Raw genomic sequence first — 26912 nt, forward strand, 5'->3', positions numbered from 1 at the left:
CGCGAAGGCGGACTGACATTCAACATCTTCGTCGACTGTCACACCGCTTTCGCGAGCAAGCCCGCTCCCACATTTGACCGACGCCGGGTTCAGACTGGCGCGGGTGCCCGGCGCGGGTCTGGCTGTTTCCAGGAGTCGGCGGCGCTTTCTTCGATGGCTTGCTGGATCGCCCGCTTGCGGTTCTCTTCGGCGCGGCGGCTGAAGTACCAGACCAGGAAAGTCACCAGCGACACGGCCAGCAGGATCAGGCTCGCCACGGCATTGATTTCCGGCTTGACCCCCAGACGTACCGCCGAGAACACTTCCATCGGCAAGGTGGTCGAGCCCGGGCCGGAGACGAAACTCGCCAGCACCAGGTCGTCCAGCGACAAGGCGAACGACATCATGCCCCCCGCCGCCAGCGATGGCGCGATCATCGGGATGGTGATCAGGAAGAACACCTTCCACGGCCGCGCCCCCAGGTCCATGGCCGCTTCTTCGATGGACAGGTCCAGTTCACGCAAGCGCGCCGAGACCACCACCGCCACATAGGCCGAGCAGAACGTGGTGTGGGCGATCCAGATCGTGACGATGCCACGCTCCTGGGGCCAACCGATCATCTGCGCCATCGCCACGAACAGCAGCAACAGCGACAGACCGGTGATCACTTCCGGCATCACCAGCGGTGCCGTGACCAGGCCGCCGAACAGCGTGCGGCCCTTGAAGTGGGTGATGCGCGTCAGCACGAAGGCCGCCAGTGTACCCAGGGCCACCGCAGCGATCGCCGTATAGCAGGCGATTTCCAGCGACCGCACAACCGAACCCATCAACTGGCTGTTGTCCAGCAGACCGACGTACCACTTGATCGACCAGCCGCCCCACACCGTCACCAGTTTCGAGGCGTTGAACGAGTAGATCACCAGGATCAGCATCGGCGCATAGATGAACAGCAGACCCAGCACCAGCATCAGGCTTGAAAAACTGAAGCGCTTCATTCCTTGCCCTCCATTTCTTTGGCCTGACTGCGGTTGAACAGGATGATGGGCACGATCAGGATCGCCAGCATCACCACTGCCAGGGCGGACGCCACTGGCCAGTCACGGTTGTTGAAGAATTCCTGCCACAGCACTTTGCCGATCATCAGGGTTTCCGGGCCGCCCAGCAGTTCCGGGATCACGAACTCGCCCACCACCGGGATGAACACCAGCATGCCGCCAGCGATGATGCCGTTCTTGGACAGCGGCACGGTGATTTTCCAGAAGCTGTTGAAGGTGCTCGACCCCAGGTCGGACGCCGCTTCCAGCAGGCTGGGATCGTGCTTCACCAGGTTGGCGTAGAGCGGCAGGATCATGAACGGCAGGTACGAGTAGACGATGCCGATGTACACCGCCAGGTTGGTGTTGAGGATCTGCAGCGGCTCGCTGATCCAGCCCATGGTCATCAAAAAGCCGTTGAGCAGACCGTTGTTGCTGAGGATGCCCATCCAGGCGTAGACGCGGATCAGGATCGCGGTCCAGGTCGGCATCATGATCAGCAGCAGAAGTACCGTTTGCAGGTCCGGGCGGGCCTTGGCGATGGCGTAGGCCATCGGGTAGCCGATCAGCAGGCACAAGACGGTGCTGATCAGCGCCATCTTCAGCGAGCCAAGGTAGGCGGCGATGTACAGATCATCTTCGCTGAGCAGCACATAGTTACTGAAATTGAGCAGCACCTGCAGCTTCTGGTCGATGTAGCTGTAGATCTCGGTGTACGGCGGAATGGCCACATCGGCTTCGGCAAAACTGATCTTCAGGACGATGAAGAACGGCAGCATGAAGAACAGGAACAGCCAGATGAAGGGCACCCCGATGACCAGTTGACGGCCACCGGGCGTTATTCGGTCGAGTCGGCGTTTGAATTTGCGCATGTTCATGAGCGAAGCACCACGCCGCTGTCGTCTTCCCACCACACGATATACCTGGTCGCCCCAGGTCGGACGCTGACCACGGCGTTCGGCGTTGGCGACGAAGGATTGCACCAGCTTGCCGCTCGGCAACTCGACGTAAAACACCGAATGGCCGCCCAGATAGGCGATGTCATGAACCTTGCCGCTGGACCAGTTGTGCTCGCAGTCCGGCTGCTCGGCGGTGACCAGCAGTTTTTCCGGGCGGATGGCGTAGGTGACCGACTTGTCCTGCACCGAGGTACTGATGCCGTGGCCCACGTAGATGTTGCGGTCCAGGTCCTTGCAGGTCAGCACCGCGTGGCCTTCAGCGTCTTCCACCACTTCGGTCTCGAAGATGTTGACGTTGCCGATGAACTCGCAGACCAGCCGGCTGGTGGGGGTTTCGTAGATATCGATCGGGCTGCCGATCTGGGCGATCCAGCCCAGGTGCATGATCGCGATGCGCTCGGCCATGGTCATGGCCTCTTCCTGATCGTGGGTTACCATGACGCAGGTTACGCCAACCCGCTCGATGATCTCGACCAGCTCAAGCTGCATCTGCGAGCGCAGCTTCTTGTCCAAGGCCCCCATCGGTTCATCGAGCAGCAACAGCTTGGGCCGCTTGGCCAGGGAACGGGCCAGGGCCACACGTTGACGCTGGCCGCCGGAGAGCTGATGCGGCTTGCGCTTGGCGTACTGGCTCATTTGCACCAGTTTGAGCATTTCGGCCACGCGGGCGTCGACCTCGGCTTTCGGGATCTTGTCCTGTTGCAGGCCGAAGGCAATGTTCTGCGCCACGGTCATGTGGGGAAACAAGGCGTAGGACTGGAACATCATGTTGATCGGCCGCTCATAGGGCGGCATGTCAGTGATGTCTACACCGTCGAGGAAAATGCGCCCCTCCGTGGGCCGTTCGAAACCCGCCAGCATGCGCAGCAAGGTGGATTTGCCCGATCCCGAACCGCCGAGCAAGGCGAAGATTTCGCCCTTCTTGATTTCCAGGGACACATCGTCCACGGCAATCGTCTCGTCGAACTTTTTCGTGACCCGGTCGATTTTGACCAACACCTGCTTGGGTGTCTGGTCGCCCTCGAGGGCTTTCTTATAGGCGCCGGAGGCAACTGCCATTTACGAAACTCCCACAAAATTTGCAGCTCGCCGTGCGCGGACGAGCCTTGGAATAGTTAAAGCGCTTGACGCTATTTGCCTGACTTGACCCTGGTCCAGCTGCGGGTCATGACGCGCTGGATCTTGGGCGGCAGCTCGGAGTTGACGTACAGCTTGTCAACGACCGCTTGCGGTGGGTAAACCGCTTCGTCGGTGCGCACTTGCTGGTCCATCAACTCGCCGGCCTTGGGATTGGGGTTCGCATAGCCGACGGAGTCACTGACTTGGGCGATCACCTCAGGCTTGAGTAAATAGTTGATGAAGGCATGAGCTTCTTTGACATTGGAGGAATCGCGCGGGATCGCCAGCATGTCGAACCAGAGGTTGGCGCCCTCCTTGGGAATCACATAAGCGATCTCGATGCCCTTTTTCGCTTCTTCAGCACGTTCGCGGGCCTGGAAGATGTCGCCGGAGAAACCGGCGGCCACGCAGATCTCGCCATTGGCCAGATCGGAAATGTATTTGGAGGAGTTGAAGTAGGTTACGTAAGGCCGGATCTTGAGAAGTTGCGCCTCGGCCTTTTTGTAGTCTTCAGGGTTCTGGCTGTTGGGGTCCAGGCCCAGGTAATTGAGCATTGCCGGGATCATCTCGTCGCCCGAATCGAGGAACGAAACGCCACAGCTGGAGAGTTTCTTGATGTTTTCCGGCTCGAACAGCATGGCCCACGAATCGATCTTGTCGACGCCCAGCGCAGCCTTGACCTTCTCGACGTTGTAGCCGATGCCGTTGGTGCCCCACAGATAAGGCACGGCGTACTGATTGCCCGGATCATTCTTTTCCAGGCGTTTGAGCAGCACCGGGTCCAGGTTGGCATAGTTGCTCAACTGCGACTTGTCGAGCTTCTGGAACGCCCCGGCCTTGATCTGCTTGCCCAGAAAATGGTTGGACGGCACGACCACGTCGTAGCCAGTACGACCGGCCAGCAATTTGCCTTCCAGGGTTTCGTTGGAGTCGAAGACGTCGTACACCGGCTTGATCCCTGTGGCCTTTTCAAAGTCCGCCAGGGTGGTCTCGCCGATGTAGTCCGACCAGTTATAAATATGCACGGTGGAGGCAGCCTGGACGCTGACGGCAAGCGTCAGTCCGGCACCGATCAACATGGCATTGCGTAGCAAAGAAAAAACAGGCACGTGGAGGTCCTCTTAAATAGTTGGGCCCAAGTTGCCCCCCGTTACCTGGCAGCGATGTGCCCTGCAACAAAACCGGCGCGCAACTTACCCTCGATAAACCGATCCAGCAAAACTTTTAGTCATTTAATTGTTCCTGTTGCCGCCGCCGCGATGCCGGCGACAACAGGAAGATGCTTCAGACCGGTTTATTTACCGGACTTGATCTTGGTCCAGCTGCGGGTGATCAGACGCAATGTGGCGGCATCCAGATCGCTGATTGCGTACAGCTGCTTCTTCACTTCGTCAGACGGGTAGATGCTCGGATCGCTGGTGATGTCTTTGTCCACCAGTGGCGTGGCCGCCTTGTTACCGTTCGGGAAACGTACGGCGTTGGTGATTTCAGCCATGATTTGCGGCTGCATCAGGAAGTTCATGAACTTGTAGGCGGACTCGACGTTCTCGGCGTCCTTGGGAATGGCGACCATGTCATAGAACGTGCCGGCGCCTTCTTTTGGAATGACGTAGCTGAGCTTGACCTTGTCTCCGGCTTCCTTGGCGCGCTCCTTGGACTGCTCCAGGTCACCGGAGTAGCCCACAGCCACGCAGATGTTGCCGTTGGCCAGGTCCGAGATGTATTTGGAGGAGTGGAAATAGGCAACCGAAGGACGAATCTTCAGGAACAGGTCTTCAGCGGCCTTCAGGTCGGCCTTGTCCTTGCTGTCGGTCGGCTTGCCCAGGTAATGCAGCGCTGCCGGAATCATCTCGGTCGGCGCATCAAGGAAACTCACGCCGCAGCTCTTGAGCTTGGCCATGTTTTCCGGTTTGAACACCACGTCCCACGAATCGATCTTGTCGATACCCAGTGCGGCCTTGACCTTCTCCGGGTTGTAGCCAATACCGATGGAGCCCCACATGTACGGGAAGGCATATTTGTTGCCCTTGTCGCTGGCGTCACCCACGGCTTTGAGCAAGTCCGTATCCAGGTTCTTCCAGTCCGGCAGCTTGGACTTGTCCAGCTCCTGATAAACGCCGGCCTTGATCTGCTTGGCCAGGAAGTTGTTCGACGGCACCACGATGTCATAACCGGACTTGCCCGCCAGCAACTTGGCTTCCAGGGTCTCGTTGCTGTCGAACACGTCGTAGACGACCTTGATCCCCGTCTCTTTCTCGAACTTGGCGACCGTGTCCGGGGCAATGTAATCGGACCAGTTATAGACGTGCAGCACTTTGTCGTCCGCCTGAACAGCACTCGCCATCATGCCCGTCAGGGACAGGGCGAGGAGGGTCTTGCCAGCCATCTTCATACCTAATGTCTTCATGCCTAATGCCTTCATGAAAAATGCTCCAGTTATTCTTCTTAGCCGTCGTTCAGTCGCCGGCTCGCGGGCAACTTGAACAGCCGGTAGTCTGGCAAGTTACGGGCCAGGCTTTCAACAAAAGCCCAGCCTTTTATTCACGCTGGGCGAGACCCGTACGGGCGCCTCGCTCAGAGCCTAGCACTTAGCCATGCAACGCACTGAGCGTCAGGTCCAGGCAGTGCCGCGCCTTGGTCACCAGTTCATCGATCTCGGCCTTGCTGATCACCAGCGGCGGCGCAATGATCATGGTGTCACCCACGGCGCGCATGATCAGCCCGTTATCAAAACAGAACTGCCGGCAGATCATGCCCACACCCTTGCCCTCGTAGCGTTTGCGCGTGGCCTTGTCCTGGACCAGTTCGATCGCCCCCAGCAAACCGACACCGCGCACCTCACCCACCAGCGGATGATCGTTCAGTTCCCGCAGACGCTGTTGCAAATAGGGTGCCGTTTCGCCGTGAACGCGCTCGACGATCTTTTCGTCGCGCAGAATGCGGATGTTTTCCAGGGCTACCGCAGCAGCCACCGGGTGACCGGAATAGGTAAACCCGTGGTTGAAGTCGCCGCCTTCGTTGAGCACCGCCACCACATCGTCGCGCACAATCAGGCCGCCCATGGGGATGTAACCGGAAGTCAGGCCCTTGGCGATGGTCATCATGTGGGGTTTCAACCCGTAATGATCGGTACCGAACCACTCACCGGTGCGACCGAAACCACAGATCACCTCATCGGCCACGAACAGGATGTCGTACTTGGCAAGGATTTCCTTCATGCGCGGCCAGTAGCTGTCCGGCGGCACGATCACCCCGCCCGCACCCTGGATCGGCTCGGCGATGAAGGCACCGACGTTGTCCACGCCGATCTCCAGGATCTTTTCTTCCAGCTGGTTGGCCGCCCATACGCCGAACTCTTCCGGGCTCATGTCGCCGCCCTCGCCGAACCAGTATGGTTGGGCGATGTGGACAATGCCGGGGATCGGCAGGTCGCCCTGCTCGTGCATGTACGTCATGCCGCCCAGACTCGCGCCGGCCACGGTCGAGCCGTGATAACCGTTCTTGCGGCTGATGATGACTTTTTTGTTCGGCTGGCCCTTGATCGCCCAGTAGTGGCGGACCATGCGCAGCATGGTGTCGTTGCCTTCAGAGCCGGAGCCGGTGAAGAACACGTGGTTCATGCCTTCAGGGGCGATGTCGGCGATGGCTTTGGACAACTCCAGTACCGGCGGGTGGGCGGTCTGGAAGAACAGGTTGTAGTACGGCAGCTCGCGCATCTGCTGGCTGGCAGCATCGGCCAGTTCGTCGCGGCCGTAGCCGACGGCCACGCACCAGAGGCCGGCCATGCCATCGAGAATCTTGTTGCCTTCACTGTCCCACAGGTAAACGCCCTTGGCGTGGGTGATGATGCGCGGGCCTTTCTCTTTGAGCTGCTTGAAGTCGCTGAATGGCGCCAGGTGGTGATCGTTGCTCAGGGCCTGCCATTTACGGGTTTGCGGATTGTTGCCGGTCATGCGAATTCTCCTTGTAGATCGGTGGGGACGGAACTGCCTGAAGCAGTCCCGCCCGGCGCTTCAGACGGCAAAGAGCAGGAATTCCCGCTCCCACGAACTGATGACGCGCTTGAAGTTTTCATGCTCGGCCCGCTTGACCGCGACGTAGCCTGTGATGAATTTCTTACCCAGGTATTTTTCGATGGTGGAGCTGTTTTCCATGCGCTCGAGGGCATCTTCGATGGTCAGTGGCAGACGCAGGTTGCGACGCTCATACCCTCGTCCCACCACCGGCGCGCTCGGGTTGATGCCTTCGACCATGCCGATGTAGCCGCACAACAGGCTGGCGGCGATCGCCAGGTACGGGTTGGCGTCGGCGCCCGGCAGACGGTTTTCCACCCGACGATTCTGCGGCCCGGCTTCCGGTACGCGCAGGCCCACAGTGCGGTTTTCTTCACCCCACTCCACGTTCACCGGCGCCGACGTGTCCGGCAGGAAACGGCGGAACGAGTTGACGTTAGGGGCGAACAGCGGCAGCAGCTCGGGGATGAACTTCTGCAGGCCCCCGATGTGATTCAGGAACAGCGTGCTCATGGTCCCGTCTTCATTGGAAAAGACGTTCTTGCCGGTGTCTTTGTCGATGATGCTCTGGTGCAGGTGCATCGCACTGCCGGGCTCGCCGGTCATGGGCTTGGCCATGAAGGTGGCGGCTACGTTGTGCTTGAGCGCCGCCTCGCGCATGGTGCGCTTGAACACCAGGATCTGGTCGGCCAGGGACAAGGCGTCGCCATGACGGAAATTGATTTCCATCTGCGCCGTGCCGTCCTCATGGATCAGCGTATCGAGGTCCAGCTCCTGCAGTTCGCACCAGTCGTAAACGTCTTCGAACAGCGGATCGAATTCGTTGGCCGCTTCAATCGAGAACGACTGCCGGCCGGTTTCCGGGCGACCGGAGCGGCCAATGGGCGGCTGCAACGGGAAGTCCGGGTCGTCGCTGCGCTTGGTCAGGTAGAACTCCATTTCCGGCGCGACGATCGGTTGCCAGCCCTTGTCGGCATAGAGTTTGAGCACTTTCTTGAGCACGTTGCGCGGCGACAGTTCGATAGGGTTGCCATGCTTGTCGTACGAGTCGTGGATAACCTGGGCGGTGGGCTCGATGGCCCATGGCACAAGGAACACTGCGTTTTCGTCCGGGCGGCACATCATGTCGATGTCGGCAGGGTCGAGCAGTTCGTAATAGATGTCGTCTTCGACATAGTCGCCCGTAACGGTCTGGAGCAGAACGCTCTCGGGCAGGCGCATGCCTTTTTCGGCAATGAACTTGTTGGTCGGCGAGATCTTGCCCCGGGTGATGCCGGTGAGGTCGCCAATCATGCATTCGACTTCTGTGATCTTATGGTCTTTCAACCAATCGGTGAGCTGGTCGAGGTTGTTACTCATAAATGCCTCTAGGCGTGAGTTTCCTGGCTGCTATTAGTAGTCAGGCGTTGTTTGACGCATCGGCGTCGCGTTGTGTTGCCCTTGCCCTTGCCCTTGCCCGGCAGGCATCGCCAAATGCCTGGAAAATCGCAAGGTAGTACGGGTTGGAGCTTACCTCCCATTCAGGGTGCCATTGCACACCTAAAGCAAAAGCCTTGCCTTGTGCCATCGAGACGGCCTCAATCAAACCGTCAGCCGCCAACGCTTCGGCCCGCAGGCCTGGCGCCAGCCGCTCGATGCCCTGGCTGTGGATCGAATTGACCTCAATCACCTGCGGCAGCCCCAGACCTGCCAGGATGCCCCCGGGCTGGATGTGCATGGCGTGGGCCGGGCCGTACTGGACATCCACCGATTGAGTGTCGTCTTCACGATGATCGATGAAGGTTCCCACTTCATGAACGTTCTGATGCAGGCTGCCGCCAAAGGCTACGTTCATTTCCTGGAAACCACGACAGATACCCAGCACCGGGACACCCGCATCGACAGCGGCGCGGATCAACGGCAGGGTGGTGGCATCGCGTGCAGGGTCATGATCGGTGCCCGGCGCGCTGGCGGGGCCTTGATAATGAACAGGTTCTATATTGGAAGGAGAGCCGGTAAAGAGAATACCGTCCAGGGCGTCCAGAATATCGGACGGGGAGAACAGGTCCGCCAGCGACGGGATCAGCATGGGCAAGCCCTTGGCGGCTGTCGCGACAGCCCGGGAATATTTGTCGCCGCTGATGTGATACGCATGCAGGCCAATCTGCCTGGAGCAGGTGGTGACGCCGATTAACGGCAGGCGAGACATGAAGCACCCCGGTATTATTGCTGTTATGGGTTTGAATCGAGCTTAGCCTTGTTCATTTTTTTACACAACACCCCCGTAAAAAATACAACACGGCCCGCTCAAGCCTGCGGGCGTCACCGTCCCCAAAGGGAAAAAAACGCCCCAAATTGCCTCAAAAAAGCCCCGCAGGTGCTTTTTTAGAGCAAAAAAGGCCCTGCTTGACTTCGGCATGCCGTTCGGGTTGACTGGCTTTAGAAGAGATCAATGATTGATATTTTTAACAACAAAGGTGTTGCATCATGTCGGTACCCCCGCGTGCCGTTCAGCTTAACGAAGCGAACGCGTTCCTTAAGGAACATCCTGAGGTTCTGTACGTTGACCTTCTGATTGCGGATATGAATGGTGTGGTGCGCGGCAAGCGCATCGAACGCACCAGCCTCCACAAGGTTTACGAGAAAGGCATCAACCTGCCGGCCTCTTTATTTGCCCTGGATATCAATGGCTCCACGGTGGAAAGCACCGGCCTGGGCCTGGACATCGGCGACGCTGACCGGATCTGTTATCCAATCCCTGACACCCTGTGCAACGAGCCCTGGCAGAAGCGCCCTACCGCGCAACTGTTAATGACCATGCACGAACTTGAAGGTGACCCTTTCTTCGCCGACCCTCGCGAAGTCCTGCGCCAGGTCGTGACCAAGTTCGATGAACTGGGCCTGACCATCTGCGCGGCATTCGAGCTGGAGTTCTACCTGATTGACCAGGAGAACGTGAATGGACGCCCGCAACCGCCCCGCTCGCCGATCTCCGGCAAACGCCCGCACTCGACACAGGTCTACCTGATCGACGACCTCGACGAATACGTCGATTGCCTCCAGGACATTCTGGAAGGAGCCAAGGAGCAAGGCATTCCTGCCGATGCCATCGTCAAGGAAAGTGCCCCGGCGCAGTTCGAAGTGAACCTGCACCATGTCGCCGACCCGATCAAGGCCTGCGACTACGCGGTACTGCTCAAGCGCCTGATCAAGAACATCGCCTACGACCATGAAATGGACACCACCTTCATGGCCAAGCCGTATCCAGGCCAGGCGGGCAATGGTCTGCACGTTCACATTTCGATCCTGGATAAAGATGGCAAGAATATTTTTGCCAGCGAGGATCCCGAGCAGAACGCCGCACTGCGTCACGCGATCGGCGGTGTGCTCGAGACCCTGCCGGCGCAGATGGCTTTCCTCTGCCCGAACGTGAACTCCTACCGTCGTTTCGGCGCACAGTTCTACGTGCCGAACTCGCCGACCTGGGGCCTGGATAACCGCACTGTGGCCCTGCGCGTACCCACCGGCTCCGCCGATGCGGTGCGTCTGGAACATCGCGTGGCCGGCGCCGACGCCAACCCGTATCTGCTGATGGCCGCCGTACTGGCGGGCGTGCACCATGGCCTGGTCAACAAGATCGAGCCCGGGGCTCCGGTGGAAGGCAACAGCTACGAGCAGAACGAGCAAAGCCTGCCGAACAACCTGCGTGATGCGCTGCGCGAGCTGGACGACAGCGAAGTCATGGCCAAGTACATCGATCCGAAATACATCGATATCTTCGTGGCCTGCAAGGAAAGCGAGCTGGAGGAGTTCGAACACTCCATCTCCGACCTTGAGTACAACTGGTACCTGCATACCGTGTAAGTGGTTGCTGTAAAGAAAAACGCCGCGGCCCTTGTGGGGTGCGGCGTTTTTTTATGGATGCTGGTTGGATGGCCGCCTTCGGCGGATCGCGAGCAAGCTCAGCTCCCACATTGGATCAGTGGTAACCATTTGAGCCAAGTTCATCACAGTTCCTGTGAGAGCTCTAGTGAATCACCTGAGCCAGGTTCATCACAGCTCCTGTGGGAGTTCTGGTGAATCACCTGAGCCAGGTTCATCACAGTTCCCTGTGGGAGTTCTGGTGAATCACCTGAGCCAGGTTCATCACAGTTCCCGGGAGCAAGGCTTGCCCGCGATGACGGCTTGGCAGACAACACAGAACCCTGCTCGTACAATGCCCGGCAGCCCCGCAGGAGACACCCATGACGCGCACCGCCACCCCTCGCAAGCCTCGCGCCCGCAGCCAGGCCCGGATCGACTCGATTCTCGAGGCCGCCCGCACGCTGCTTGCTGCCGAAGGCGTGGCCAGCCTGTCGATCTACGGTGTCGCCGAGCGCGCCAGCATCCCGCCCTCCTCGGTGTATCACTTCTTCGCCAGCGTCCCGGCCCTGCTTCAAGGGCTGACCGCCGACGTCCACGCCGCCTTTCGCGCCTGCCTGCAAGTGCCGATCGATCATCACCGACTGAACCACTGGCACGACCTGTCGCGACTGGTGGAGCAACGCATGCTCGCCATCTACAGCCAGGACGCCGCCGCCCGCCAACTGATCCTGGCCCAGCATGGCCTGACCGAAGTCATCCAGGCCGACCGTCAGCACGATCTCGAACTCGGCGAATTGTTGCACAAACTCTTCGCTCGCCATTTCGAGCTGCCGACATTGCCCAATGATGTTGATGTATTCGCCCTGGCCATGGAACTGGGCGACCGCGTCTACGCCCGCTCGGTGCAACAGCACGGCCAGATCACCCCGCGCATGGCCGAAGAAGGCATGCGGGTGTTCGATGCTTACCTGGGGTTGTATTTGCCGCCGTATTTGCCCAAACGTGAGAGCGTCTGACGCGACCTCAACGCTTCATGCGATAGGCGCCCATAGGGGCGGCGACAAGGCTCATATCCTTTTGATGTGGGTCGCGCAAACCCGCTCGCCCCACCTTGAAAAACCGTCAAACCGACCAGAATCCTTGACGCACAGAGCCCTCCTGTGGGAGCGAGCCTGCTCGCGATGGCGTCGGATCTGCCAGTGACGATGTCGACTGATAGACCGCCATCGCGAGCAGGCTCGCTTCTACAGGTTTTGCGTTTGCCTTAGCGGTTGGGCTGCGGGGTGAGGCGCAGGTATGGCTTCACGGCGCGATAGCCTTTCGGGAAACGCTGTTTGATTTCGTCCTCATCCTTGAGCGACGGCACGATCACTACTTCATCGCCGTCCTGCCAATTGGCCGGGGTGGCCACCTTGTAGTTGTCGGTCAGTTGCAGGGAATCGATGACCCGCAGGATCTCGTTGAAATTGCGCCCGGTACTGGCCGGATAGGTGATGGTCAGGCGAATCTTCTTGTTCGGATCGATCACGAACAGAGAACGCACGGTCAGGGTGTCGCTGGCGTTGGGGTGGATCAGGTCATACAGGTCCGAGACTTTGCGGTCGGCGTCGGCCAGGATCGGGAAATTGACCACCGCATTCTGGGTTTCGTTGATGTCCTCGATCCATTTGTGATGCGAGTCCACCGGGTCTACCGATAGCGCGATGGCCTTGACGCCGCGCTTGGCGAACTCGTCCTTGAGCTTGGCGGTCAGGCCCAGCTCAGTGGTGCAGACCGGGGTGAAGTCCGCCGGGTGGGAAAATAACACTCCCCAGCTATCGCCGAGCCATTGGTGGAAGCGGATCTTGCCGGCGCTGGAATCCTGTTCGAAGTCGGGGGCGATGTCGCCCAGTCTGAGGCTCATGGTGCGGCTCCTGGTTGGTTGTTGTGGGGTCAACTGTGCACCGGTTTTCATTGCTTTAAAAAGAATGAATACCGATTTGTTTAGATCATTAAAAAATATAAAAAACTGTTCACTGGCACCATGACGCATAGCGGCCCAAGATCATTTCCGAGGTTTCGAGAAGGCCTCGAGTTGTTGAAAGAGGAGAAGATTCGGGGAAGGCTACAGGGGTGGGCCAGACCCGAAACGCAAAAGCCCCGCCCGGCGTACTGCCGGGCGGGGCTTTTTTTGTTTTGTACCCACACTGCGGAAATTATTGACGCGATTTCAGGACGAGCGGCTAGGATAGGCAACATGAACACTCAAGCCTTGTTGACTCATCTGCAAAACCAACTCCCTGGTCTACTGGCGGTTTACCTGTTTGGTAGCCATGCACAGGGAACCGCCGGGCCCGACAGTGATGTCGATTTGGCCGTGCTTTTGTCCGGCGAGGTCGACCCTGTGTCGTTATGGCAGCTTTCAGGTGATTTGGCGGATATCGCGGGCAGTCCGGTGGATCTGATTGACCTGCGTGCGGCAACCACCGTCATGCAATACCAGATCGTGACCCGAGGCCAGAGACTCTGGACCAGAGACGTACAGGCGGGGTTGTTCGAGTGTTTTATTCTCAGCGAAAAGACCGCTCTCGACGAGGCTCGGGCAGACCTGCTCAAGGATATTCAGAAAGAAGGCATCGTGTATGGCCGATGACGTACTGATCAACAAAGCTGCGAGCATCGAGCGTTGCGTCTCGAGGGTACGGGAGGAATACGAGAAGGATCCCGCTACATTTGCCACCGATTTCACTCGCCAGGATTCGGCAGTCCTGAATATCCAGCGTGCGTGTGAAGCGGCACTGGACATGGGGCAGCATCTGATTCGACGTGAGCGATTGGGTGTCCCGCAAAGCTCCCGGGATGTGTTCGAGTTGCTTTTCCAAAGTGGCTGGGTGGAAGAAGGTTTGGTGAAAAATCTGAAGAACATGGTGGGCTTCAGGAACATCGCCGTGCATGACTATCAAGCTCTGCAACTGCCGATCATGGTTGCGATCATTACCCAGCACCTGGGTGATTTCCTGGCGTTCAGCGCGTTCATCCTGCGTAAAGACGTGGCGGAGTCCGCGCGATAACGGCGGGAGCACGGGTCGGATCCTGCTACGAGCCCCAAAAACGCAAAAGCCCCGCCCGGCGTACTGCCGGGCGGGGCTTTTTTTACTTCGCTACGTCTTACATGAAGTTGTAAGTGTAGTTGAAGATCAGGCGGGTCTGATCCTGGTCAGCGATACCGGTGCTGCTGCCACGGTAGGTGCCGTGACGCAGGGTAGTGCCGAACCCTTTCAGAGGGCCTTGTTGGACGACGTAGTCCAGGCGCAAGTCGCGTTCCCATTCGGAGGAGTCGCTGCCGCCCGTGGCGGATTTGATGTCGTCACCATGGAGGTAAGAAATCGAGGCTTTCAGACCCGGAGCACCCAGCGAAGCGAAGTCGTAGGAGTACTGACCGAAGGTCGTGTTCTCACCTGCGCGAACGAACTGGTGGATCATGCTGTCGGTGAACAGGTAGAAGCTCGCACCACCGGCCCCTTCATTAGCCAGACTGCCTTGGTTCATGTAGACAAAGCCACCGTCATCACCGATTTGCTGATGGCCCAACAGGAAGGCACTGCCACCCAGGGTGTAAGTGAACATTGCGCTCCAGGTCTTGTTATCGACCTCACCGGGGTTCTTGGCATAACCCCCGTTGTTGCTGAACCGATAGCCGGCATCACCGTTACGGCCATCCGAACTGCTGTCGAAGTATCGCAGGTCAGTCTTGAACGATTGATTTTCGCTGATCGGGAAAACGTGTACCGCGCCCAGGAAGTGCTGCTTGTAATAGTCTTGCAGGTTTGCGTAGTAGTACTGCAAGGTCAGGTCTTTTGTGACCTTCCAGTCGGCACCAGCATAACGGAACTGGTTGCTTTCCTCGGTACCGCCAGCCACTGCCAGACCGGTGCTGTTGCTCGACGCACGGCCCGTGGCGTGCTCCAACTGACCGGCGTTGAAAGTTACGCCGTCAATTTCCTTGGAGGTGATGGTGCCACCTTCAAAGGTCTGTGGCAGCAGACGAGCATCGTTGGCAATCAGGATAGGCAGGTTAGGTGCCAGTGCACCACCTACGTGAGCCTCAGTCTTCGAGAACAAAGCCTTTACGTTGCCCGACAGACGACTCCAGTTATGCACAGCCGAACCATCGGTGTCGCTTGGAACAAAAGAGTTGTTATCCGGGTGATGACCTCTGCCACCATCAAGGTGAATACCAACCAACGCCTGGGCATCGATACCAAAACCCACGACCCCTTGGGTGAATCCGGACTTGTAGTCGAACTTCAGGCCGGTGGCCGTTTCGCGTTGATCGGCACCGCCTTCGCGGTTGTCGGCATCGTAATACATCGTGCGGGAACTGACAGACGCCTTGCTGTCCTCGATAAAACCCGCGGCGCCTGCCTGCTGCGCCAAAACCCCAACAGCCACGGCCAGGGCCAAGGTGGACTTGTTCATGCTTCGCTCCTCTCGTTTTCTAATTCTTGTGTGTCTTTGGTTCCGGGTCGAACGCCCGGAATCCGCGGATGCTTGATTAGCGCCAGACCGTGACTGGCAAGTCAATCGTAACCATTTGTGACTACGACTATGGTCTAACCCCGCGACACCGGCCCGCAGAATAATGGTTTGGTTATAAATCCAGAAAGAATTGTTTCATAAGTTTTCAGCACATTTGGAAATATAACCGCCATCAAAGCGTCATCCAACCGTGACAGGGCATATCGGCCAGTCTGCGGATTACTGAATATTTTTATTGATAGAGGTTTTGCACTGTAGCGATCCTGGGAAACGTAGCTGGCTCCCAAGCCCTGAAATGCAGCACTCATGGTCAAAACAGCGTAGCTACGATCTTGATAGATTCCAGCCTGATGGGTCATTGTCTGGAATCAAGAAGATCGTCGCTACGTGGTTCACTCCGATGTACGGCTCACCCAGGCATGGCGGCTACAGGGCTTTTTCGAAGATTTTCGAATTACGCTGATAGTTGTACAGCGAAGCCCGCGCCGCTGGCAGGCGCTCGACACTGCTGGGTTCAAAGCCCCGCTCGCGGAACCAGTGGGCCGTACGGGTGGTGAGTACGAACAGCGTCTTGAGCCCTTTGGTCCGAGCCCGGTTTTCGATCCGCTCCAGCAGTTCATCGCCACGCCCGCCATGGCGGTATTCCGGGTTGACCGCCAGGCACGCCAGTTCCCCGGCATCCGAGTCGGCGATCTGGTACAGCGCCGCGCAGGCGATGATCATGCCTTCGCGCTCGACCACGCTGAACTGTTCAATCTCGCGCTCCAGCACTTCGCGGGAGCGACGCACCAGAACCCCCTGTTCTTCCAGCGGACTGATCAGGTCGAGCAAACCGCCGACATCCTCGATGGCCGCTTCGCGCACCACCTCGAATTGCTCCTGGGCCACCAGCGTGCCGCTGCCATCGCGGGTGAACAGTTCGGCCAGCAACGCACCGTCTTCGACGTAGCTGACGATATGACTGCGAGCCACACCGCCGCGACAGGCCTGAGCCGCCGCATCCAGCAGCTCGGCCTGATAGTCGCTGCCCAGCCGTTGCATGTGAGCCGGAACCTGTTGCGGGCGCAACTCGCGCACCAACCGACCGTCTTCGCCGATCAGCCCCTGCTCGGCACCAAACAGCAGCAGCTTGTCGGCTGCCAGGTCGATGGCTGCCCGGGTGGCGACATCCTCGCAGGCGAGGTTGAAAATCTCCCCGGTTGGCGAATAGCCCAACGGTGACAACAGCACTATGGAGCGTTCGTCCAGCAGGCGATTGATGCCCTTGCGATCGACCCGACGGACTTCACCGGTGTGGTGATAGTCCACGCCTTCCAGCACGCCGATAGGCCGCGCCGTCACCAGGTTGCCGCTGGCGACCCGCAGGCGCGAGCCTTGCATCGGCGAGGACGCCATGTCCATCGACAGGCGCGCTTCAATGGCGATGCGCAACTGGCCGACAGCGTCGATCACGCACTCCAGGGTTGCAGCGTCGGTGATGCGCATCCCGTGGTGGTAATGGGGTGTCAGGCCCCGCGCGGCGAGACGGGTTTCGATCTGTGGGCGTGAACCATGAACCAGCACCAGGCGCACGCCAAGGCTGTGCAGCAACACCAGGTCATGGACGATGTTGCCGAAATTAGGGTGTTCGACCCCATCGCCGGGCAGCATGACGATGAAGGGTGCAATCGCGGTGGGCGTTGATGTAGGGCGAAGCGTGACGAAGCCAATTGACGTATTCGGGCATGAACCTGGGCCTGTAATAAATAGCAGCCGAAAAAAGACGGAACGGAACGCACAGCGGGCTGATGGTTATCGTCGGAACAGGCTTGGCGACACGCGCGCTCTCCTCATGAATACGGGCCCGGGTGGGGGCAATTTAGCCGGGCCGTGGCCGGTGTCAGGCAGTAATGTTCGATCAGTTGCCGCAATAGCTGCACGGTAGGTTGCAAACGTGACATTTCAAGGTACTCGCCCGGTTGGTGGGCACAGGCGATATCGCCGGGACCGAGCACCAGGGTTTCGCAGCCAAGACGCTGAAGATAAGGCGCTTCGGTGCCGAACGCCACTGCTTCGGCACGATGGCCGGTGAGTCGCTCGGCCACTCGCACCAGTTCGCAGTCTTCGGCCTGCTCGAAGGGGGGCACTTCGGGGAACAGCGGTGCGTAGTCGATCTTGACTTTATGGCGCTCGGCGATGGGATTGAGCTTCTGTTGGATGGCCGCTCGCAACACGTTCGGGTCCATGCCAGGCAAAGGCCGCAGGTCGAACTCCATGGAGCACTGGCCGCAAATCCGATTAGGGTTGTCGCCGCCGTGGATGCAGCCGAAATTCAGGGTTGGCTGTGGCACGGTGAACTGCGGGTTACGATATTCGCGCTGCCATTGCAGGCGCAGGCCACGCAACTCGCCCATGGCGTCGTGCATGGCTTCGAGGGCGCTGTGGCCCAGGCTCGGATCGGAGGAATGACCGCTGCGCCCGAGGATGTCGATGCGCTCCATCATGATGCCTTTGTGCATCCGAATCGGCTTGAGGCCGGTCGGCTCGCCGATCACCGCCGCGCGCCCCAGCGGCCGCCCGGCATCGGCCAACGCCCGGGCGCCGGCCATGGAGCTTTCTTCGTCGCAAGTGGCGAGGATCAGCAATGGCTGCTTGAACGGCTGCTCCAGCAAGGGCTTGACCGCTTCGATGGCCAGGGCGAAAAAACCCTTCATGTCGCAACTGCCCAAGCCAACCCAACGACCATCGACCTCGGTGAGCTTCAGCGGGTCGGTCTGCCACAACTCGCCGTCGAACGGCACCGTATCGCTGTGCCCGGCCAGTACCAGGCCTCCGGGACCGCTGCCGAAACTGGCCAGCAGGTTGAATTTTCCCGGGCTGACCTGCTGGATATCGCAGGAAAACCCCAGGTCACCGAGCCAGCCCGCCAGCAGTTCGATCACAGCACTGTTGGACTGGTCCAGCCCGGGCTGGGTACAGCTGACCGAAGGTGCGGCGATCAGGGCAGCGAACTGATCTTTCAGGGTGGGCAAAGGCATCGCTGACTCCGGACTTACAAATTGATGTCCATCATAGAACCATCTTGCGCGAGTGTCCTGTCTCACCAATAAGCTCCTTTTTGACGAGTGGCTGTTGTCGTCAGGCAAGGCGCCGCGACGAGTCATAGCCCGCTATGGCGAGGAGCGGCAACGCAGCATGACGACAACAGACGCCGTCAAAAAGGAACAGTATTGGTGAGACAGGACACTCCCATAAACCGCCGCGGCGCGTAGGACGGATGAGTCCTGTACACTGCACGACCTTGGCAGCCACACCTTCCCCCGGCTGCGCACCGATCCCTGGATTTTCCGGCCATGCAGAAAGAAACCGAAATCAAACTCCGCGTCAGCCGCGAGACCCTGGCAGCCCTGCGCGAGCATCCATTGCTCAAGAAACGCAACAAAAGCGGCTGGGAACGCCACGAACTGATGAACCAGTACTTCGACACGCCAGAGCGTGACCTGGCCCGGGCCAAGGTCGCCCTGCGCCTGCGTCGCGACGGCGAAGAGGTGATCCAGACCCTCAAGACTCGCGGCCAGAGCATCGCCGGTCTGTCCGAGCGCAACGAGTACGACTGGCACCTGCCCAAAGCCAAGCTCGACCTGAAGAAACTCGACGGCGAATGCTGGCCAGAGGCGTTGGCCGAACTGGACAAGAAAACCCTCAAGGCCATCTTCACCACCGATTTCGTGCGTGAACGCGCGGAAATCGCCTGGGGCCGCGGCAAAAGCAAAGTGGTCATCGAAGCCGCGCTGGACCTGGGCCACGTCGTGGTCGGCAAGCAGAAGGAAGAAATCTGCGAGCTGGAGCTGGAGTTACGCGAAGGCGAACCCGCCGCCCTGCTGGAACTGGCCGCCGAGCTGGCCGCGACCCTGCCCTTGATGCCATGTGATATCAGCAAGGCCGAGCGTGGCTATCGCCTGCATGATGCGAGCAGCTATGCCCTGAGCCTGCCGACCCCGCAATTGAGCGCCGAGACGCCACTCGATGATGCCTTTGCCGCACTGAGCTGGCATTTGCTGGGCAGCAGCCAGCGTCTGGCCGAACAGTATCGTTTTAACGGCCACTGGCGCCTGTTGCAGGATTGGGTGGAAAACCTGGCCGAACTGCGCGCCCTGCTCAGCAGCCTCGGCCAGGCCGCACCACGCCAATCGACGCATGACTTGCGCGTCGCCCTGGACGCATTGCTGGAAGACTGGCGCCCGCTGCTCCAGGCCGGCCTGGATGACGAAGACGTGCGCAAGGCCGCGCCAGAGCAGTTCCTTGAAGAGCTGCAAGATCCGCGCTGGGGCCTGTTCTCCCTCAACACTTCACGCTGGTTGCTGGCCCGCAGCTGGGCTGCCGAGCGCAACACCCGTGGCAATCGCCAGGGCGCGGCCCAACTGGGTAGCTGGCTGCCGCGCCTGCTGGGTGAGGAGTCGTCGTCGCTGCAACTGCAACGCTATCAGCAACAGCCGGAAGACCTGGCCGAACAGCTGCCGCGCATCGAACGCATCCAGGCCTGGCTGCACCACGCTCGCCATGTACTGGAAATCCCGGAAATGGACCGCCTCTACGGTGAGCTGAACAAACTGGCGCAACTGGCCAACGAACCGATTACCGACGAAGCCCTGGAGGCGCGCAAGCAGCAGGCGATCGCGGTTTATCAGAATCGGGCCTGGAAGACTTTGCTGCGCCTGTAACCGAGATATCGTCGGCGTCTGGAATATCGCCTTCGCGAGCAAGCCCGCTCCCACACTGGATCTTTAGCGAACACAAGATGTGTGTACGACAGAGACCCCATGTGGGAGCGGGCTTGCTCGCGAAGGGGCCAGCAAATTCACCACAAAAATCAGCGCACCACCGGCAAACTCGTCGTCGACTTGATCTCCGACAGCGCCACGATCGAGTTCACTTCCTGGATCCCCGGCACCATCGACAGCTTTTCGAAGAAGAAGCGTTCATAAGCCTCGATGTCCGCCGTGACGATGCGCAGCAGGAAATCCACCGATCCCATCAGCACGTAGCATTCCAGCACCTCGGGGAAGCCACGAATGGCTTCGGTGAACTCGGTGAAGTTCGAACGTCCGTGGGCGTTGAGTTTGATTTCGGCGAATATCTGCGTGTTGAGACCGATTTTCTTGCGATCAAGCAAGGTCACCTGACCGCGAATAATCCCCTCCTCCTTCATCCGTTGAATCCGCCGCCAGCAGGGTGATTGGGACAAGCCCACCTGTTCGGCGATCTGCGCGCTGGACAGCGAAGCATCCTCTTGCAGCAGCGCCAGGATCCTGCGGTCGTAGCCGTCCAATTCCCCGTGCATAAATAAACCTCTTACAGGTTGAATCAAGAATTATATGATTCATCAGATCCGGATAATCATCCATATTAGATAAGAAATGCCCCTTCGCGCATGTAAACATTTCTCCATATCCACGGAGACTGTCCATGCCCCCTCTCGAAGCTGTCACACCCACCCGCGCCGATGTCTGGCACGCCCATAACGGCCATTGTCGCGCGCACTACCACCTGCTGGCCGAAGCTGAACCGGATCTGCTGTGCCGGGCGCTGAATCTGTTTGCCTTGCAGGGCCTGACACCCCGGCAGGTCCACGTCGAACGCCACGATGATTGGCTGTCGATGGAGATCCTCATGGACGGCTTGAGCTGGCACCGTGCCCAAGTGCTCGCTGAAAAATTACGTAACCTGATCAGCGTGTGTTCCGTGGACCTGCAAGACGCTGACAGTGCGCGCCTTGAGCCGGCCCAGGCGGCAGGCTGAAGGTTTGACGGCAAGAATTCGAAACGCATTGGTCGGGTAGTGGCCCAACGGTCCATAGGGTCAGGACTATTCTTTTGCAGACCGAGCGAGGACGCCGAAGCGTCTGTATCGCGGCTTTGCTGCAATTGTCCAATAGGAACCCGCATGTCCACCAAACACGCCACTCAGGACCGCTGGCTGGACCTCAATGATCTGCTGCGCCAATTGGTCGCCCAAGGCTTCATCAGCCAGGACTGCGCCGAAAGCGCACTCAATGCGCGCCGGCGCCATAGCGCCAGCGCCCAGTTGCACCCACTGGAGTTCATCGCCAACCAGCACCTGGACGATCTCAGCCGCCCCGGCAAGCGCCTGGACCTGGAAAGCCTGACCCTCTGGCTGTCGCAGCAGGCCGGCCAGCCCTACCTGCGCATCGACCCACTGAAAATCAACGTGGCGGCGGTCACGCCGCTGATGTCCTACGCCTTTGCCCAGCGCCACAAGATTCTCGCGGTGGCTGTGGACCGTGACGCGGTCACCGTGGCCAGCGCCCAGCCTTACGTCAGCAGTTGGGAGGCAGACCTGACCCATGTGCTCAAGCTGCCAATCCAGCGGGTTGTTGCCAACCCGGTGGATATCCAGCGCCTGAGCGTGGAGTTCTATCGCCTGGCCAAATCGGTCAGCGGCGCCACGACGGTCGACCAGCAACCGAGCAACCTGAGCAACTTCGAACAACTGCTCAACCTGGGCGCCAGCGATCAGGAGCCGGACGCCAACGACGCTCATATCGTCAATATTGTCGACTGGCTGTTCCAGTACGCCTTCCAGCAACGCGCCAGCGATATCCACATCGAACCGCGCCGCGAGCAGGGTACGGTGCGCTTTCGCATCGACGGGGTGCTGCACACCGTCTATCAGTTCCCGCCGCAGGTGACGATGGCGATCATCAGTCGCCTCAAAAGCCTGGGGCGGATGAACGTCGCGGAAAAGCGCAAGCCACAGGACGGTCGGGTCAAGACCAAAACCCCGGACGGTGGCGAAGTGGAATTGCGCCTGTCGACGCTGCCCACGGCGTTTGGCGAGAAGATGGTCATGCGCATCTTCGATCCGGAAGTACTGCTCAAGGACTTCGACCAGCTCGGTTTCTCCGCCGATGACCTGCGCCGCTGGCAAGACATGACCCGTCAGCCCAACGGCATCATCCTGGTGACCGGCCCCACCGGTTCGGGCAAGACCACCACCCTCTACACCACCCTCAAGAAACTGGCGACGCCGGAGGTAAACCTTTGCACCATCGAGGACCCGATTGAAATGGTCGAGGCGTCCTTCAACCAGATGCAGGTGCAACACAACATCGACCTGACCTTCGCCGCCGGCGTGCGTGCGCTGATGCGACAAGACCCGGACATCATCATGATCGGCGAGATCCGCGATCTGGAAACCGCCGAAATGGCGATCCAGGCGGCGCTCACCGGGCACCTCGTCCTCTCGACCCTGCACACCAACGATGCGCCGAGCGCCATCAGTCGCCTGCTGGAGCTAGGCGTGCCCCATTACCTGATCAAAGCCACGGTGCTCGGCGTCATGGCCCAGCGTCTGGTGCGCACACTGTGTCCGCACTGCAAGGCCCCCCTGACCCTGGATGAAGACGATTGGCAAACCCTGACACGCCCCTGGCAGGCCCCGTTGCCGGGCAATGCCCAACAGGCCGTCGGCTGCCTGGAGTGCCGAGACACCGGCTATCGCGGCCGCGCCGGGGTCTACGAAATCATGCAATTGACCGACAGCGTCAAAGGCTTGATTCACCCCGACACCGACCTGCTGGCGGTGCGTCGTCAGGCGTTCAAGGAAGGCATGCGCAGCTTGCGGTTATCGGGGGCACAAAAGGTGGCGGCGGGCTTGACCACTGTCGAGGAAGTGCTGCGGGTGACGCCACAGAGCGAGCAGAAGTAGCTGTGGCGAGAGGCTGTGGGAGCAAGGCTTGCCCGCGATGAAAATGACGCGGTCTCCCGGGGAAGCGAGGCGCCTGCATCGCGAGCAAGCTTTGTTCCCACAGAGTGAGGATAATGGCCGCTTGCCCTACACTCAGGGCTCGCAAGTCATTTTCAATCAGAACAGGGAACAGTCATGCAGATCGGTAGCGTACTTTTACTTTTTATCGGCCTCGTGGTCGCCATTCTATTCATGGGTTTCAAGGTCGTGCCCCAGGGCTACCAATGGACTGTCGAGCGGTTCGGCCGCTACACCAACACGCTCAAGCCCGGCTTGAACATCATCATCCCAGTGATGGATCGCATCGGGCGCAAGATCAATGTCATGGAAAGCGTACTGGACATCCCGCCTCAGGAAGTCATTACCGCCGACAACGCCACGGTACAGATCGACGCAGTGTGCTTCTTCCAGGTAGTCAATACCGCCCAGGCTGCCTACGAGGTCAACAACCTCGAGCACGCGATCCGCAATCTGCTGCAAACCAATATCCGCACCGTGCTGGGGTCCATGGAGCTGGACGCGATGCTGAGCCAGCGCGACGGCATCAATGAAAAATTGCTGCGCACTGTCGATGAAGCCACAGCACCGTGGGGTATCAAGATTACCCGGATCGAGATCAAGGACATCAGCCCACCGGCCGACCTGATGGCGGCCATGTCGGGGCAGATGAAAGCCGAACGCATCAAGCGCGCCCAAATCCTGGAAGCCGAGGGCTTGCGAGCGTCGGCGATTCTCACCGCCGAAGGCAAGAAGCAGGCGCAAATCCTCGAGGCCGAGGGCAGCCGCCAGGCCGCGTTCCTGGAGTCCGAGGCCCGCGAGCGCCAAGCGCAAGCCGAAGCGCTGGCCACCCAGGTGGTATCGCAGGCAATCGCAGACGGCAATGTCCAGGCCGTGAACTACTTCGTCGCGCAAAAATACATTGATGCGCTGGGCAAACTGGCGTCGGCCAACAACAGCAAGGTGATCCTGATGCCGCTGGAAGCCAGTCAGGTCATCGGAGCAGTCGGCGGCATCGGTGAGATCGTCAGGGCCACCTTCGACAGCAAGAAAGCCTGAGGCGCAAATATGTGGGTGTTCCTGCAACAACTGTCGTACTGGGACTGGCTGGCGCTGGGCGTCATCCTGCTGATCCTCGAAGTGTTTGGCGCTGGCGGCTACCTGCTATGGATCGGCATAGCCGCCGCGGCGGTCGGCGTGCTCACGTTCATCCTGCCGCAGATGCCGTGGGAAATGCAGTTCCTGTTGTTCGGCCTTTTCGCCATCGCGACCGCACTGTACTGGTGGCGACGCCAGCGCAGCGCAGTGCGCCAAAGCGATCAACCGCTCCTGAACCTGCGCGGACAGGAACTGATCGGCAAGGTCTTTCAGATTCATGAAGCGATTATCGATGGACGCGGCAAGATCAAGGTGGCGGACGGTGTCTGGCTGGCCAAGGGGCCCGAGTCGCCCGTTGGCACGCGGGTCAGGGTGGTGGCACAGGAAGGCGCGGTGCTGCTGGTAGAACGGGCAGACTGAGACGTCATGGAACTGAATCGACGGGCTGGCTATCCAAAGTCATAGTTAACCCAGTGGAGTCACCTATCATGCGTCTCAAACTTGCTGTCGCCACCTTGGCCTTGCTTGCTCTTCCTGTCGGCTCGGCAATGGCCGACACGTTTTGGCGTAACGTCATCTCGTCCGGTGCAACCACCGGTTCCACCTATCTGACTTTCAAGGATAACAAGCTGATCGTCGCCGCCCAGGACGACGCCGGCAGTTTCGTTGCCAGCGACGGCGGTATCCGTGGTCCATACCTGGAAGCGGCGATGCAGAAAGTCCGTGCCGACAACCCGGGCCTGCAGGCCACCGACATGGAACTGGCCAATGCGATCCTGGCGAAAAACGCCGTCGCCCAGGACTGATTTTGGCCCATGAAAAATGCCGCTCGATGGGAGCGGCATTTTTTTGCCCGAAAATATTATCAGGCTGTACGCAGTATCCCGTGTGGGAGCGGGCTTGCTCGCGAAAGCGGTGTATCAGTCAACACTACTGAAGCTGACACACCGCTTTCGCGAGCAAGCCCGCTCCCACATTGGATCCGGGTTATTCGCCGATAGCAGTCTTGTAGCCTGGCGCATCAAGCAGCTTGTCCAGCTCGGCCTTGTCGCTTGGGTTGAGCTTGAAAATCCATGCGCCGTAAGGATCGGAGTTCAGCAGTTCCGGTGAACCGCCCAGGTCTTCGTTGACCGCGATCACTTCGCCACTGATCGGCGAGTAGATGTCGGAAGCGGCTTTTACCGACTCCACGACACCGGCCTGGTCACCCGCGGAAAAAACCTTACCGACCTCGGTCAGTTCGACAAACACCACATCACCCAGAGCTTCCTGCGCATGATCGCTAATGCCCACGGTGACCGTACCGTCAGCTTCCAGACGCGCCCACTCGTGGCTATCGGCAAAACGCAGTTCGGCAGGGATATTGCTCATATTCAGTGTCCTCAAGAGAAGTGTCAGCGGCCAGCGGCCCGCCGCAAAAGGTTAGATCAGGGTTTTGCCATGGCGGACGAAGGTCGGCTTGACCACTCGTACCGGGTACCACTTACCACGAATTTCCACCTCGGCACGATCGGCGGTGGCCATCGGAACGCGTGCCAAGGCAATTGACTTGCTAAGCGTAGGAGAAAAACTACCACTGGTGATCTCCCCTTCGCCAACATCGGCGATGCGGACCACCTGATGAGCGCGCAGAACACCGCGTTCTTCCAGCACCAGGCCCACCAGTTTTTGCTGCACACCGCCAGCCAGCTCGGTTTCCAGTGCGCCGCGCCCGATGAACTGACGGCTCGCCGGTTCCCAGGCGATGCTCCAGGCCATGTTCGAGGCCAGCGGAGAAACGTCCTGATGGATGTCCTGACCATAGAGGTTCATGCCGGCCTCCAGGCGCAAGGTATCGCGAGCGCCAAGGCCGATGGGAGAAATGCCGGCGCCCACCAGATCGTTGAAAAAACTCGGGGCCTCATGGGCAGGCAGAACGATCTCCAGGCCATCTTCGCCAGTGTAGCCGGTACGGGCGATGAACCAGTCACCGTCGGCACGGCCTTCGAAAGGCTTGAGTTGCTGGATCAGTTGGCCGCGCGATTGCGAGACCAGTTCGGCAATCTTGTGCCGGGCCTGGGGCCCTTGGATCGCCAGCATTGCCAGTTCGGGACGCTCAACCAGTTGCACGTCGTACTCACCGAGCTGTGCCTGCATCCAGGCCAAGTCCTGATCGCGGGTCGAGGCGTTGAAGACCAGCCGATAGCCATCCTCAACACGGTAAATGATCATGTCGTCGACGATGCCGCCGCGCTCGTTCAGCATGGTGCTGTACAAGGCACGTCCTGTGTCCTGCAAGCGATCGACATCATTGGCCAGCAGGCGCTGCAACCAGGCCTTGGCCTGGGGACCGGCGACATCGATAACGGTCATGTGGGATACATCGAACACACCGCAGTCGCGACGCACCTGATGGTGCTCCTCAACCTGCGAGCCGTAATGCAAAGGCATATCCCAACCGCCAAAATCGACCATCTTCGCGCCGAGGGCGAGATGAAGGTCATACAGAGGCGTACGCTGTCCCATGGGTGTCTCCTTCCGGGCTTGGCGAAGGTGCGGACGAGCACTGCACAGCGTGAACGCCAAAAACGTTTTCAGACGCTATCAGTTGCCCGGTCCGACAGACG

At 59.5% G+C, this 26912-nt stretch carries 23 protein-coding genes and 2 pseudogenes; 10 read left to right on the forward strand and 15 right to left on the reverse strand.

What is annotated here, in order from left to right; translation table 11 throughout:
* Window positions 1–89 precede the first annotated feature (89 nt).
* The 8 genes and pseudogenes from PSH57_RS27505 to PSH57_RS27540 all read right to left on the reverse strand — a co-directional run bounded on the left by PSH57_RS27505 (window position 90) and on the right by PSH57_RS27540 (window position 9292).
* A complete protein-coding gene (locus PSH57_RS27505) occupies window positions 90–974 on the reverse strand; it encodes an ABC transporter permease subunit (RefSeq protein WP_256229901.1) in 885 nt (294 codons plus the stop codon).
* Window positions 971–1891 (reverse strand): ABC transporter permease subunit, encoded by a 921-nt coding sequence (locus PSH57_RS27510; RefSeq protein ID WP_305386712.1) that lies wholly within the window; start codon window positions 1889–1891, stop codon window positions 971–973. Before PSH57_RS27510 ends, PSH57_RS27505 begins: the two co-directional genes overlap by 4 nt.
* Window positions 1888–3031, reverse strand: a pseudogene (locus PSH57_RS27515) (ABC transporter ATP-binding protein). The gene PSH57_RS27510 and the pseudogene PSH57_RS27515 overlap by 4 nt, the downstream one beginning before the upstream one ends.
* Window positions 3032–3102: 71 nt before the next feature.
* Window positions 3103–4170: a polyamine ABC transporter substrate-binding protein gene (locus tag PSH57_RS27520; protein ID WP_256230018.1), complete on the reverse strand. Its 1068-nt coding sequence runs from the start codon at window positions 4168–4170 to the stop codon at window positions 3103–3105.
* A 215-nt stretch (window positions 4171–4385) separates the two neighbouring features.
* Window positions 4386–5498: a polyamine ABC transporter substrate-binding protein gene (locus PSH57_RS27525; RefSeq protein ID WP_305386715.1), complete on the reverse strand. Its 1113-nt coding sequence runs from the start codon at window positions 5496–5498 to the stop codon at window positions 4386–4388.
* A gap of 181 nt (window positions 5499–5679) precedes the next feature.
* Window positions 5680–7044 carry an aspartate aminotransferase family protein gene (locus PSH57_RS27530; protein WP_305386717.1) on the reverse strand — a complete coding sequence of 455 codons (1365 nt, stop codon included), beginning with the start codon at window positions 7042–7044 and terminating at the stop codon, window positions 5680–5682.
* A gap of 60 nt (window positions 7045–7104) precedes the next feature.
* Window positions 7105–8463, reverse strand: a complete 1359-nt coding sequence (locus tag PSH57_RS27535) for a glutamine synthetase family protein (protein ID WP_305386718.1) — start codon at window positions 8461–8463, stop codon at window positions 7105–7107.
* A 40-nt stretch (window positions 8464–8503) separates the two neighbouring features.
* A complete protein-coding gene (locus PSH57_RS27540) occupies window positions 8504–9292 on the reverse strand; it encodes a gamma-glutamyl-gamma-aminobutyrate hydrolase family protein (RefSeq protein WP_305386719.1) in 789 nt (262 codons plus the stop codon).
* A gap of 278 nt (window positions 9293–9570) precedes the next feature.
* Between PSH57_RS27540 and PSH57_RS27545 the strand changes: the two genes are divergently transcribed.
* Both PSH57_RS27545 and PSH57_RS27550 read left to right on the forward strand, forming a co-directional pair.
* Window positions 9571–10947, forward strand: coding sequence for a glutamine synthetase family protein (locus PSH57_RS27545; RefSeq protein WP_047226058.1), 1377 nt, complete (start codon window positions 9571–9573; stop codon window positions 10945–10947).
* A gap of 380 nt (window positions 10948–11327) precedes the next feature.
* Window positions 11328–11963 carry a TetR/AcrR family transcriptional regulator gene (locus PSH57_RS27550; protein ID WP_305386721.1) on the forward strand — a complete coding sequence of 212 codons (636 nt, stop codon included), beginning with the start codon at window positions 11328–11330 and terminating at the stop codon, window positions 11961–11963.
* A 248-nt stretch (window positions 11964–12211) separates the two neighbouring features.
* Here PSH57_RS27550 and PSH57_RS27555 read toward each other — a convergent pair whose 3' ends face one another.
* Window positions 12212–12850 (reverse strand): peroxiredoxin, encoded by a 639-nt coding sequence (locus PSH57_RS27555; RefSeq protein ID WP_305386722.1) that lies wholly within the window; start codon window positions 12848–12850, stop codon window positions 12212–12214.
* 333 nt (window positions 12851–13183) lie between these two features.
* On the opposite strand from PSH57_RS27555, the gene mntA reads away from it, so the two are divergent.
* Together mntA and hepT are read left to right on the forward strand one after the other, a co-directional pair.
* Window positions 13184–13579, forward strand: a complete 396-nt coding sequence (mntA, locus tag PSH57_RS27560; RefSeq protein ID WP_305386724.1) for a type VII toxin-antitoxin system MntA family adenylyltransferase antitoxin — start codon at window positions 13184–13186, stop codon at window positions 13577–13579.
* Window positions 13569–13997, forward strand: a complete 429-nt coding sequence (hepT, locus tag PSH57_RS27565; RefSeq protein ID WP_305386726.1) for a type VII toxin-antitoxin system HepT family RNase toxin — start codon at window positions 13569–13571, stop codon at window positions 13995–13997. Before mntA ends, hepT begins: the two co-directional genes overlap by 11 nt.
* A gap of 97 nt (window positions 13998–14094) precedes the next feature.
* Here the strand turns inward: hepT and PSH57_RS27570 are convergent, their stop codons facing one another.
* From PSH57_RS27570 to argE, 3 genes and pseudogenes are all read right to left on the reverse strand, one after another.
* On the reverse strand, window positions 14095–15405 hold the full coding sequence (locus tag PSH57_RS27570) for an OprD family porin (RefSeq protein ID WP_305386727.1): 1311 nt from the start codon (window positions 15403–15405) through the stop codon (window positions 14095–14097).
* Window positions 15406–15891: 486 nt separating this feature from the next.
* Window positions 15892–17191: pseudogene (gene argA / locus PSH57_RS27575) on the reverse strand (amino-acid N-acetyltransferase).
* 103 nt (window positions 17192–17294) lie between these two features.
* Window positions 17295–18482, reverse strand: coding sequence for an acetylornithine deacetylase (gene argE, locus PSH57_RS27580; RefSeq protein WP_305444798.1), 1188 nt, complete (start codon window positions 18480–18482; stop codon window positions 17295–17297).
* A 315-nt stretch (window positions 18483–18797) separates the two neighbouring features.
* Between argE and PSH57_RS27585 the strand changes: the two genes are divergently transcribed.
* Window positions 18798–20165: a CYTH domain-containing protein gene (locus PSH57_RS27585; protein ID WP_305386731.1), complete on the forward strand. Its 1368-nt coding sequence runs from the start codon at window positions 18798–18800 to the stop codon at window positions 20163–20165.
* Window positions 20166–20314: 149 nt separating this feature from the next.
* Here PSH57_RS27585 and PSH57_RS27590 read toward each other — a convergent pair whose 3' ends face one another.
* Window positions 20315–20785, reverse strand: coding sequence for an Lrp/AsnC family transcriptional regulator (locus tag PSH57_RS27590; protein WP_047226070.1), 471 nt, complete (start codon window positions 20783–20785; stop codon window positions 20315–20317).
* Between the two features lie 125 nt (window positions 20786–20910).
* On the opposite strand from PSH57_RS27590, the gene PSH57_RS27595 reads away from it, so the two are divergent.
* The 5 genes from PSH57_RS27595 to PSH57_RS27615 all read left to right on the forward strand — a co-directional run bounded on the left by PSH57_RS27595 (window position 20911) and on the right by PSH57_RS27615 (window position 25112).
* Window positions 20911–21243 carry a hypothetical protein gene (locus PSH57_RS27595; RefSeq protein ID WP_305386733.1) on the forward strand — a complete coding sequence of 111 codons (333 nt, stop codon included), beginning with the start codon at window positions 20911–20913 and terminating at the stop codon, window positions 21241–21243.
* Window positions 21244–21387: 144 nt separating this feature from the next.
* On the forward strand, window positions 21388–23172 hold the full coding sequence (tfpB, locus tag PSH57_RS27600) for a type IV pilus assembly ATPase TfpB (RefSeq protein ID WP_305386735.1): 1785 nt from the start codon (window positions 21388–21390) through the stop codon (window positions 23170–23172).
* Window positions 23173–23346: 174 nt separating this feature from the next.
* Window positions 23347–24267, forward strand: a complete 921-nt coding sequence (locus PSH57_RS27605) for an SPFH domain-containing protein (protein WP_014340768.1) — start codon at window positions 23347–23349, stop codon at window positions 24265–24267.
* A 9-nt stretch (window positions 24268–24276) separates the two neighbouring features.
* Window positions 24277–24726, forward strand: coding sequence for an NfeD family protein (locus PSH57_RS27610; protein WP_305386736.1), 450 nt, complete (start codon window positions 24277–24279; stop codon window positions 24724–24726).
* Between the two features lie 65 nt (window positions 24727–24791).
* The gene (locus PSH57_RS27615) at window positions 24792–25112 is read left to right on the forward strand and encodes a DUF2388 domain-containing protein (protein WP_171061308.1); all 321 of its coding nucleotides are present in this window, start codon (window positions 24792–24794) and stop codon (window positions 25110–25112) included.
* 181 nt (window positions 25113–25293) lie between these two features.
* On the opposite strand, the gene gcvH is transcribed toward PSH57_RS27615, so the two are convergent.
* Complete coding sequence (gene gcvH, locus PSH57_RS27620; RefSeq protein WP_305386738.1) at window positions 25294–25677, reverse strand: glycine cleavage system protein GcvH; 384 nt, start codon at window positions 25675–25677, stop codon at window positions 25294–25296.
* 51 nt (window positions 25678–25728) lie between these two features.
* Window positions 25729–26811, reverse strand: a complete 1083-nt coding sequence (gene gcvT, locus PSH57_RS27625; RefSeq protein ID WP_305386739.1) for a glycine cleavage system aminomethyltransferase GcvT — start codon at window positions 26809–26811, stop codon at window positions 25729–25731.
* Between the last annotated feature and the right edge of the window lie 101 nt (window positions 26812–26912).

Source organism: Pseudomonas hefeiensis (assembly GCF_030687835.1).
In the GTDB taxonomy this organism is placed as follows: domain Bacteria; phylum Pseudomonadota; class Gammaproteobacteria; order Pseudomonadales; family Pseudomonadaceae; genus Aquipseudomonas; species Aquipseudomonas hefeiensis.

What these genes read in the sequence shown, in the direction of transcription:
- PSH57_RS27610 (WP_305386736.1), top strand. Translation starts at nt 24,277, where the DNA reads ATGTGGGTGTTCCTGCAACAACTGTCGTACTGGGACTGGCTGGCGCTG.
- PSH57_RS27585 (WP_305386731.1), top strand. Translation starts at nt 18,798, where the DNA reads ATGCAGAAAGAAACCGAAATCAAACTCCGCGTCAGCCGCGAGACCCTG.
- PSH57_RS27520 (WP_256230018.1), bottom strand. Translation starts at nt 4,170, where the DNA reads ATGTTGATCGGTGCCGGACTGACGCTTGCCGTCAGCGTCCAGGCTGCC.
- gcvH (WP_305386738.1), bottom strand. Translation starts at nt 25,677, where the DNA reads ATGAGCAATATCCCTGCCGAACTGCGTTTTGCCGATAGCCACGAGTGG.
- tfpB (WP_305386735.1), top strand. Translation starts at nt 21,388, where the DNA reads ATGTCCACCAAACACGCCACTCAGGACCGCTGGCTGGACCTCAATGAT.
- argE (WP_305444798.1), bottom strand. Translation starts at nt 18,482, where the DNA reads ATGCCTTTGCCCACCCTGAAAGATCAGTTCGCTGCCCTGATCGCCGCA.
- PSH57_RS27525 (WP_305386715.1), bottom strand. Translation starts at nt 5,498, where the DNA reads ATGAAGACATTAGGTATGAAGATGGCTGGCAAGACCCTCCTCGCCCTG.
- PSH57_RS27570 (WP_305386727.1), bottom strand. Translation starts at nt 15,405, where the DNA reads ATGAACAAGTCCACCTTGGCCCTGGCCGTGGCTGTTGGGGTTTTGGCG.
- PSH57_RS27505 (WP_256229901.1), bottom strand. Translation starts at nt 974, where the DNA reads ATGAAGCGCTTCAGTTTTTCAAGCCTGATGCTGGTGCTGGGTCTGCTG.
- PSH57_RS27605 (WP_014340768.1), top strand. Translation starts at nt 23,347, where the DNA reads ATGCAGATCGGTAGCGTACTTTTACTTTTTATCGGCCTCGTGGTCGCC.
- mntA (WP_305386724.1), top strand. Translation starts at nt 13,184, where the DNA reads ATGAACACTCAAGCCTTGTTGACTCATCTGCAAAACCAACTCCCTGGT.
- PSH57_RS27555 (WP_305386722.1), bottom strand. Translation starts at nt 12,850, where the DNA reads ATGAGCCTCAGACTGGGCGACATCGCCCCCGACTTCGAACAGGATTCC.
- gcvT (WP_305386739.1), bottom strand. Translation starts at nt 26,811, where the DNA reads ATGGGACAGCGTACGCCTCTGTATGACCTTCATCTCGCCCTCGGCGCG.
- PSH57_RS27535 (WP_305386718.1), bottom strand. Translation starts at nt 8,463, where the DNA reads ATGAGTAACAACCTCGACCAGCTCACCGATTGGTTGAAAGACCATAAG.
- hepT (WP_305386726.1), top strand. Translation starts at nt 13,569, where the DNA reads ATGGCCGATGACGTACTGATCAACAAAGCTGCGAGCATCGAGCGTTGC.
- PSH57_RS27530 (WP_305386717.1), bottom strand. Translation starts at nt 7,044, where the DNA reads ATGACCGGCAACAATCCGCAAACCCGTAAATGGCAGGCCCTGAGCAAC.
- PSH57_RS27590 (WP_047226070.1), bottom strand. Translation starts at nt 20,785, where the DNA reads ATGCACGGGGAATTGGACGGCTACGACCGCAGGATCCTGGCGCTGCTG.
- PSH57_RS27545 (WP_047226058.1), top strand. Translation starts at nt 9,571, where the DNA reads ATGTCGGTACCCCCGCGTGCCGTTCAGCTTAACGAAGCGAACGCGTTC.
- PSH57_RS27510 (WP_305386712.1), bottom strand. Translation starts at nt 1,891, where the DNA reads ATGAACATGCGCAAATTCAAACGCCGACTCGACCGAATAACGCCCGGT.
- PSH57_RS27550 (WP_305386721.1), top strand. Translation starts at nt 11,328, where the DNA reads ATGACGCGCACCGCCACCCCTCGCAAGCCTCGCGCCCGCAGCCAGGCC.
- PSH57_RS27540 (WP_305386719.1), bottom strand. Translation starts at nt 9,292, where the DNA reads ATGTCTCGCCTGCCGTTAATCGGCGTCACCACCTGCTCCAGGCAGATT.
- PSH57_RS27595 (WP_305386733.1), top strand. Translation starts at nt 20,911, where the DNA reads ATGCCCCCTCTCGAAGCTGTCACACCCACCCGCGCCGATGTCTGGCAC.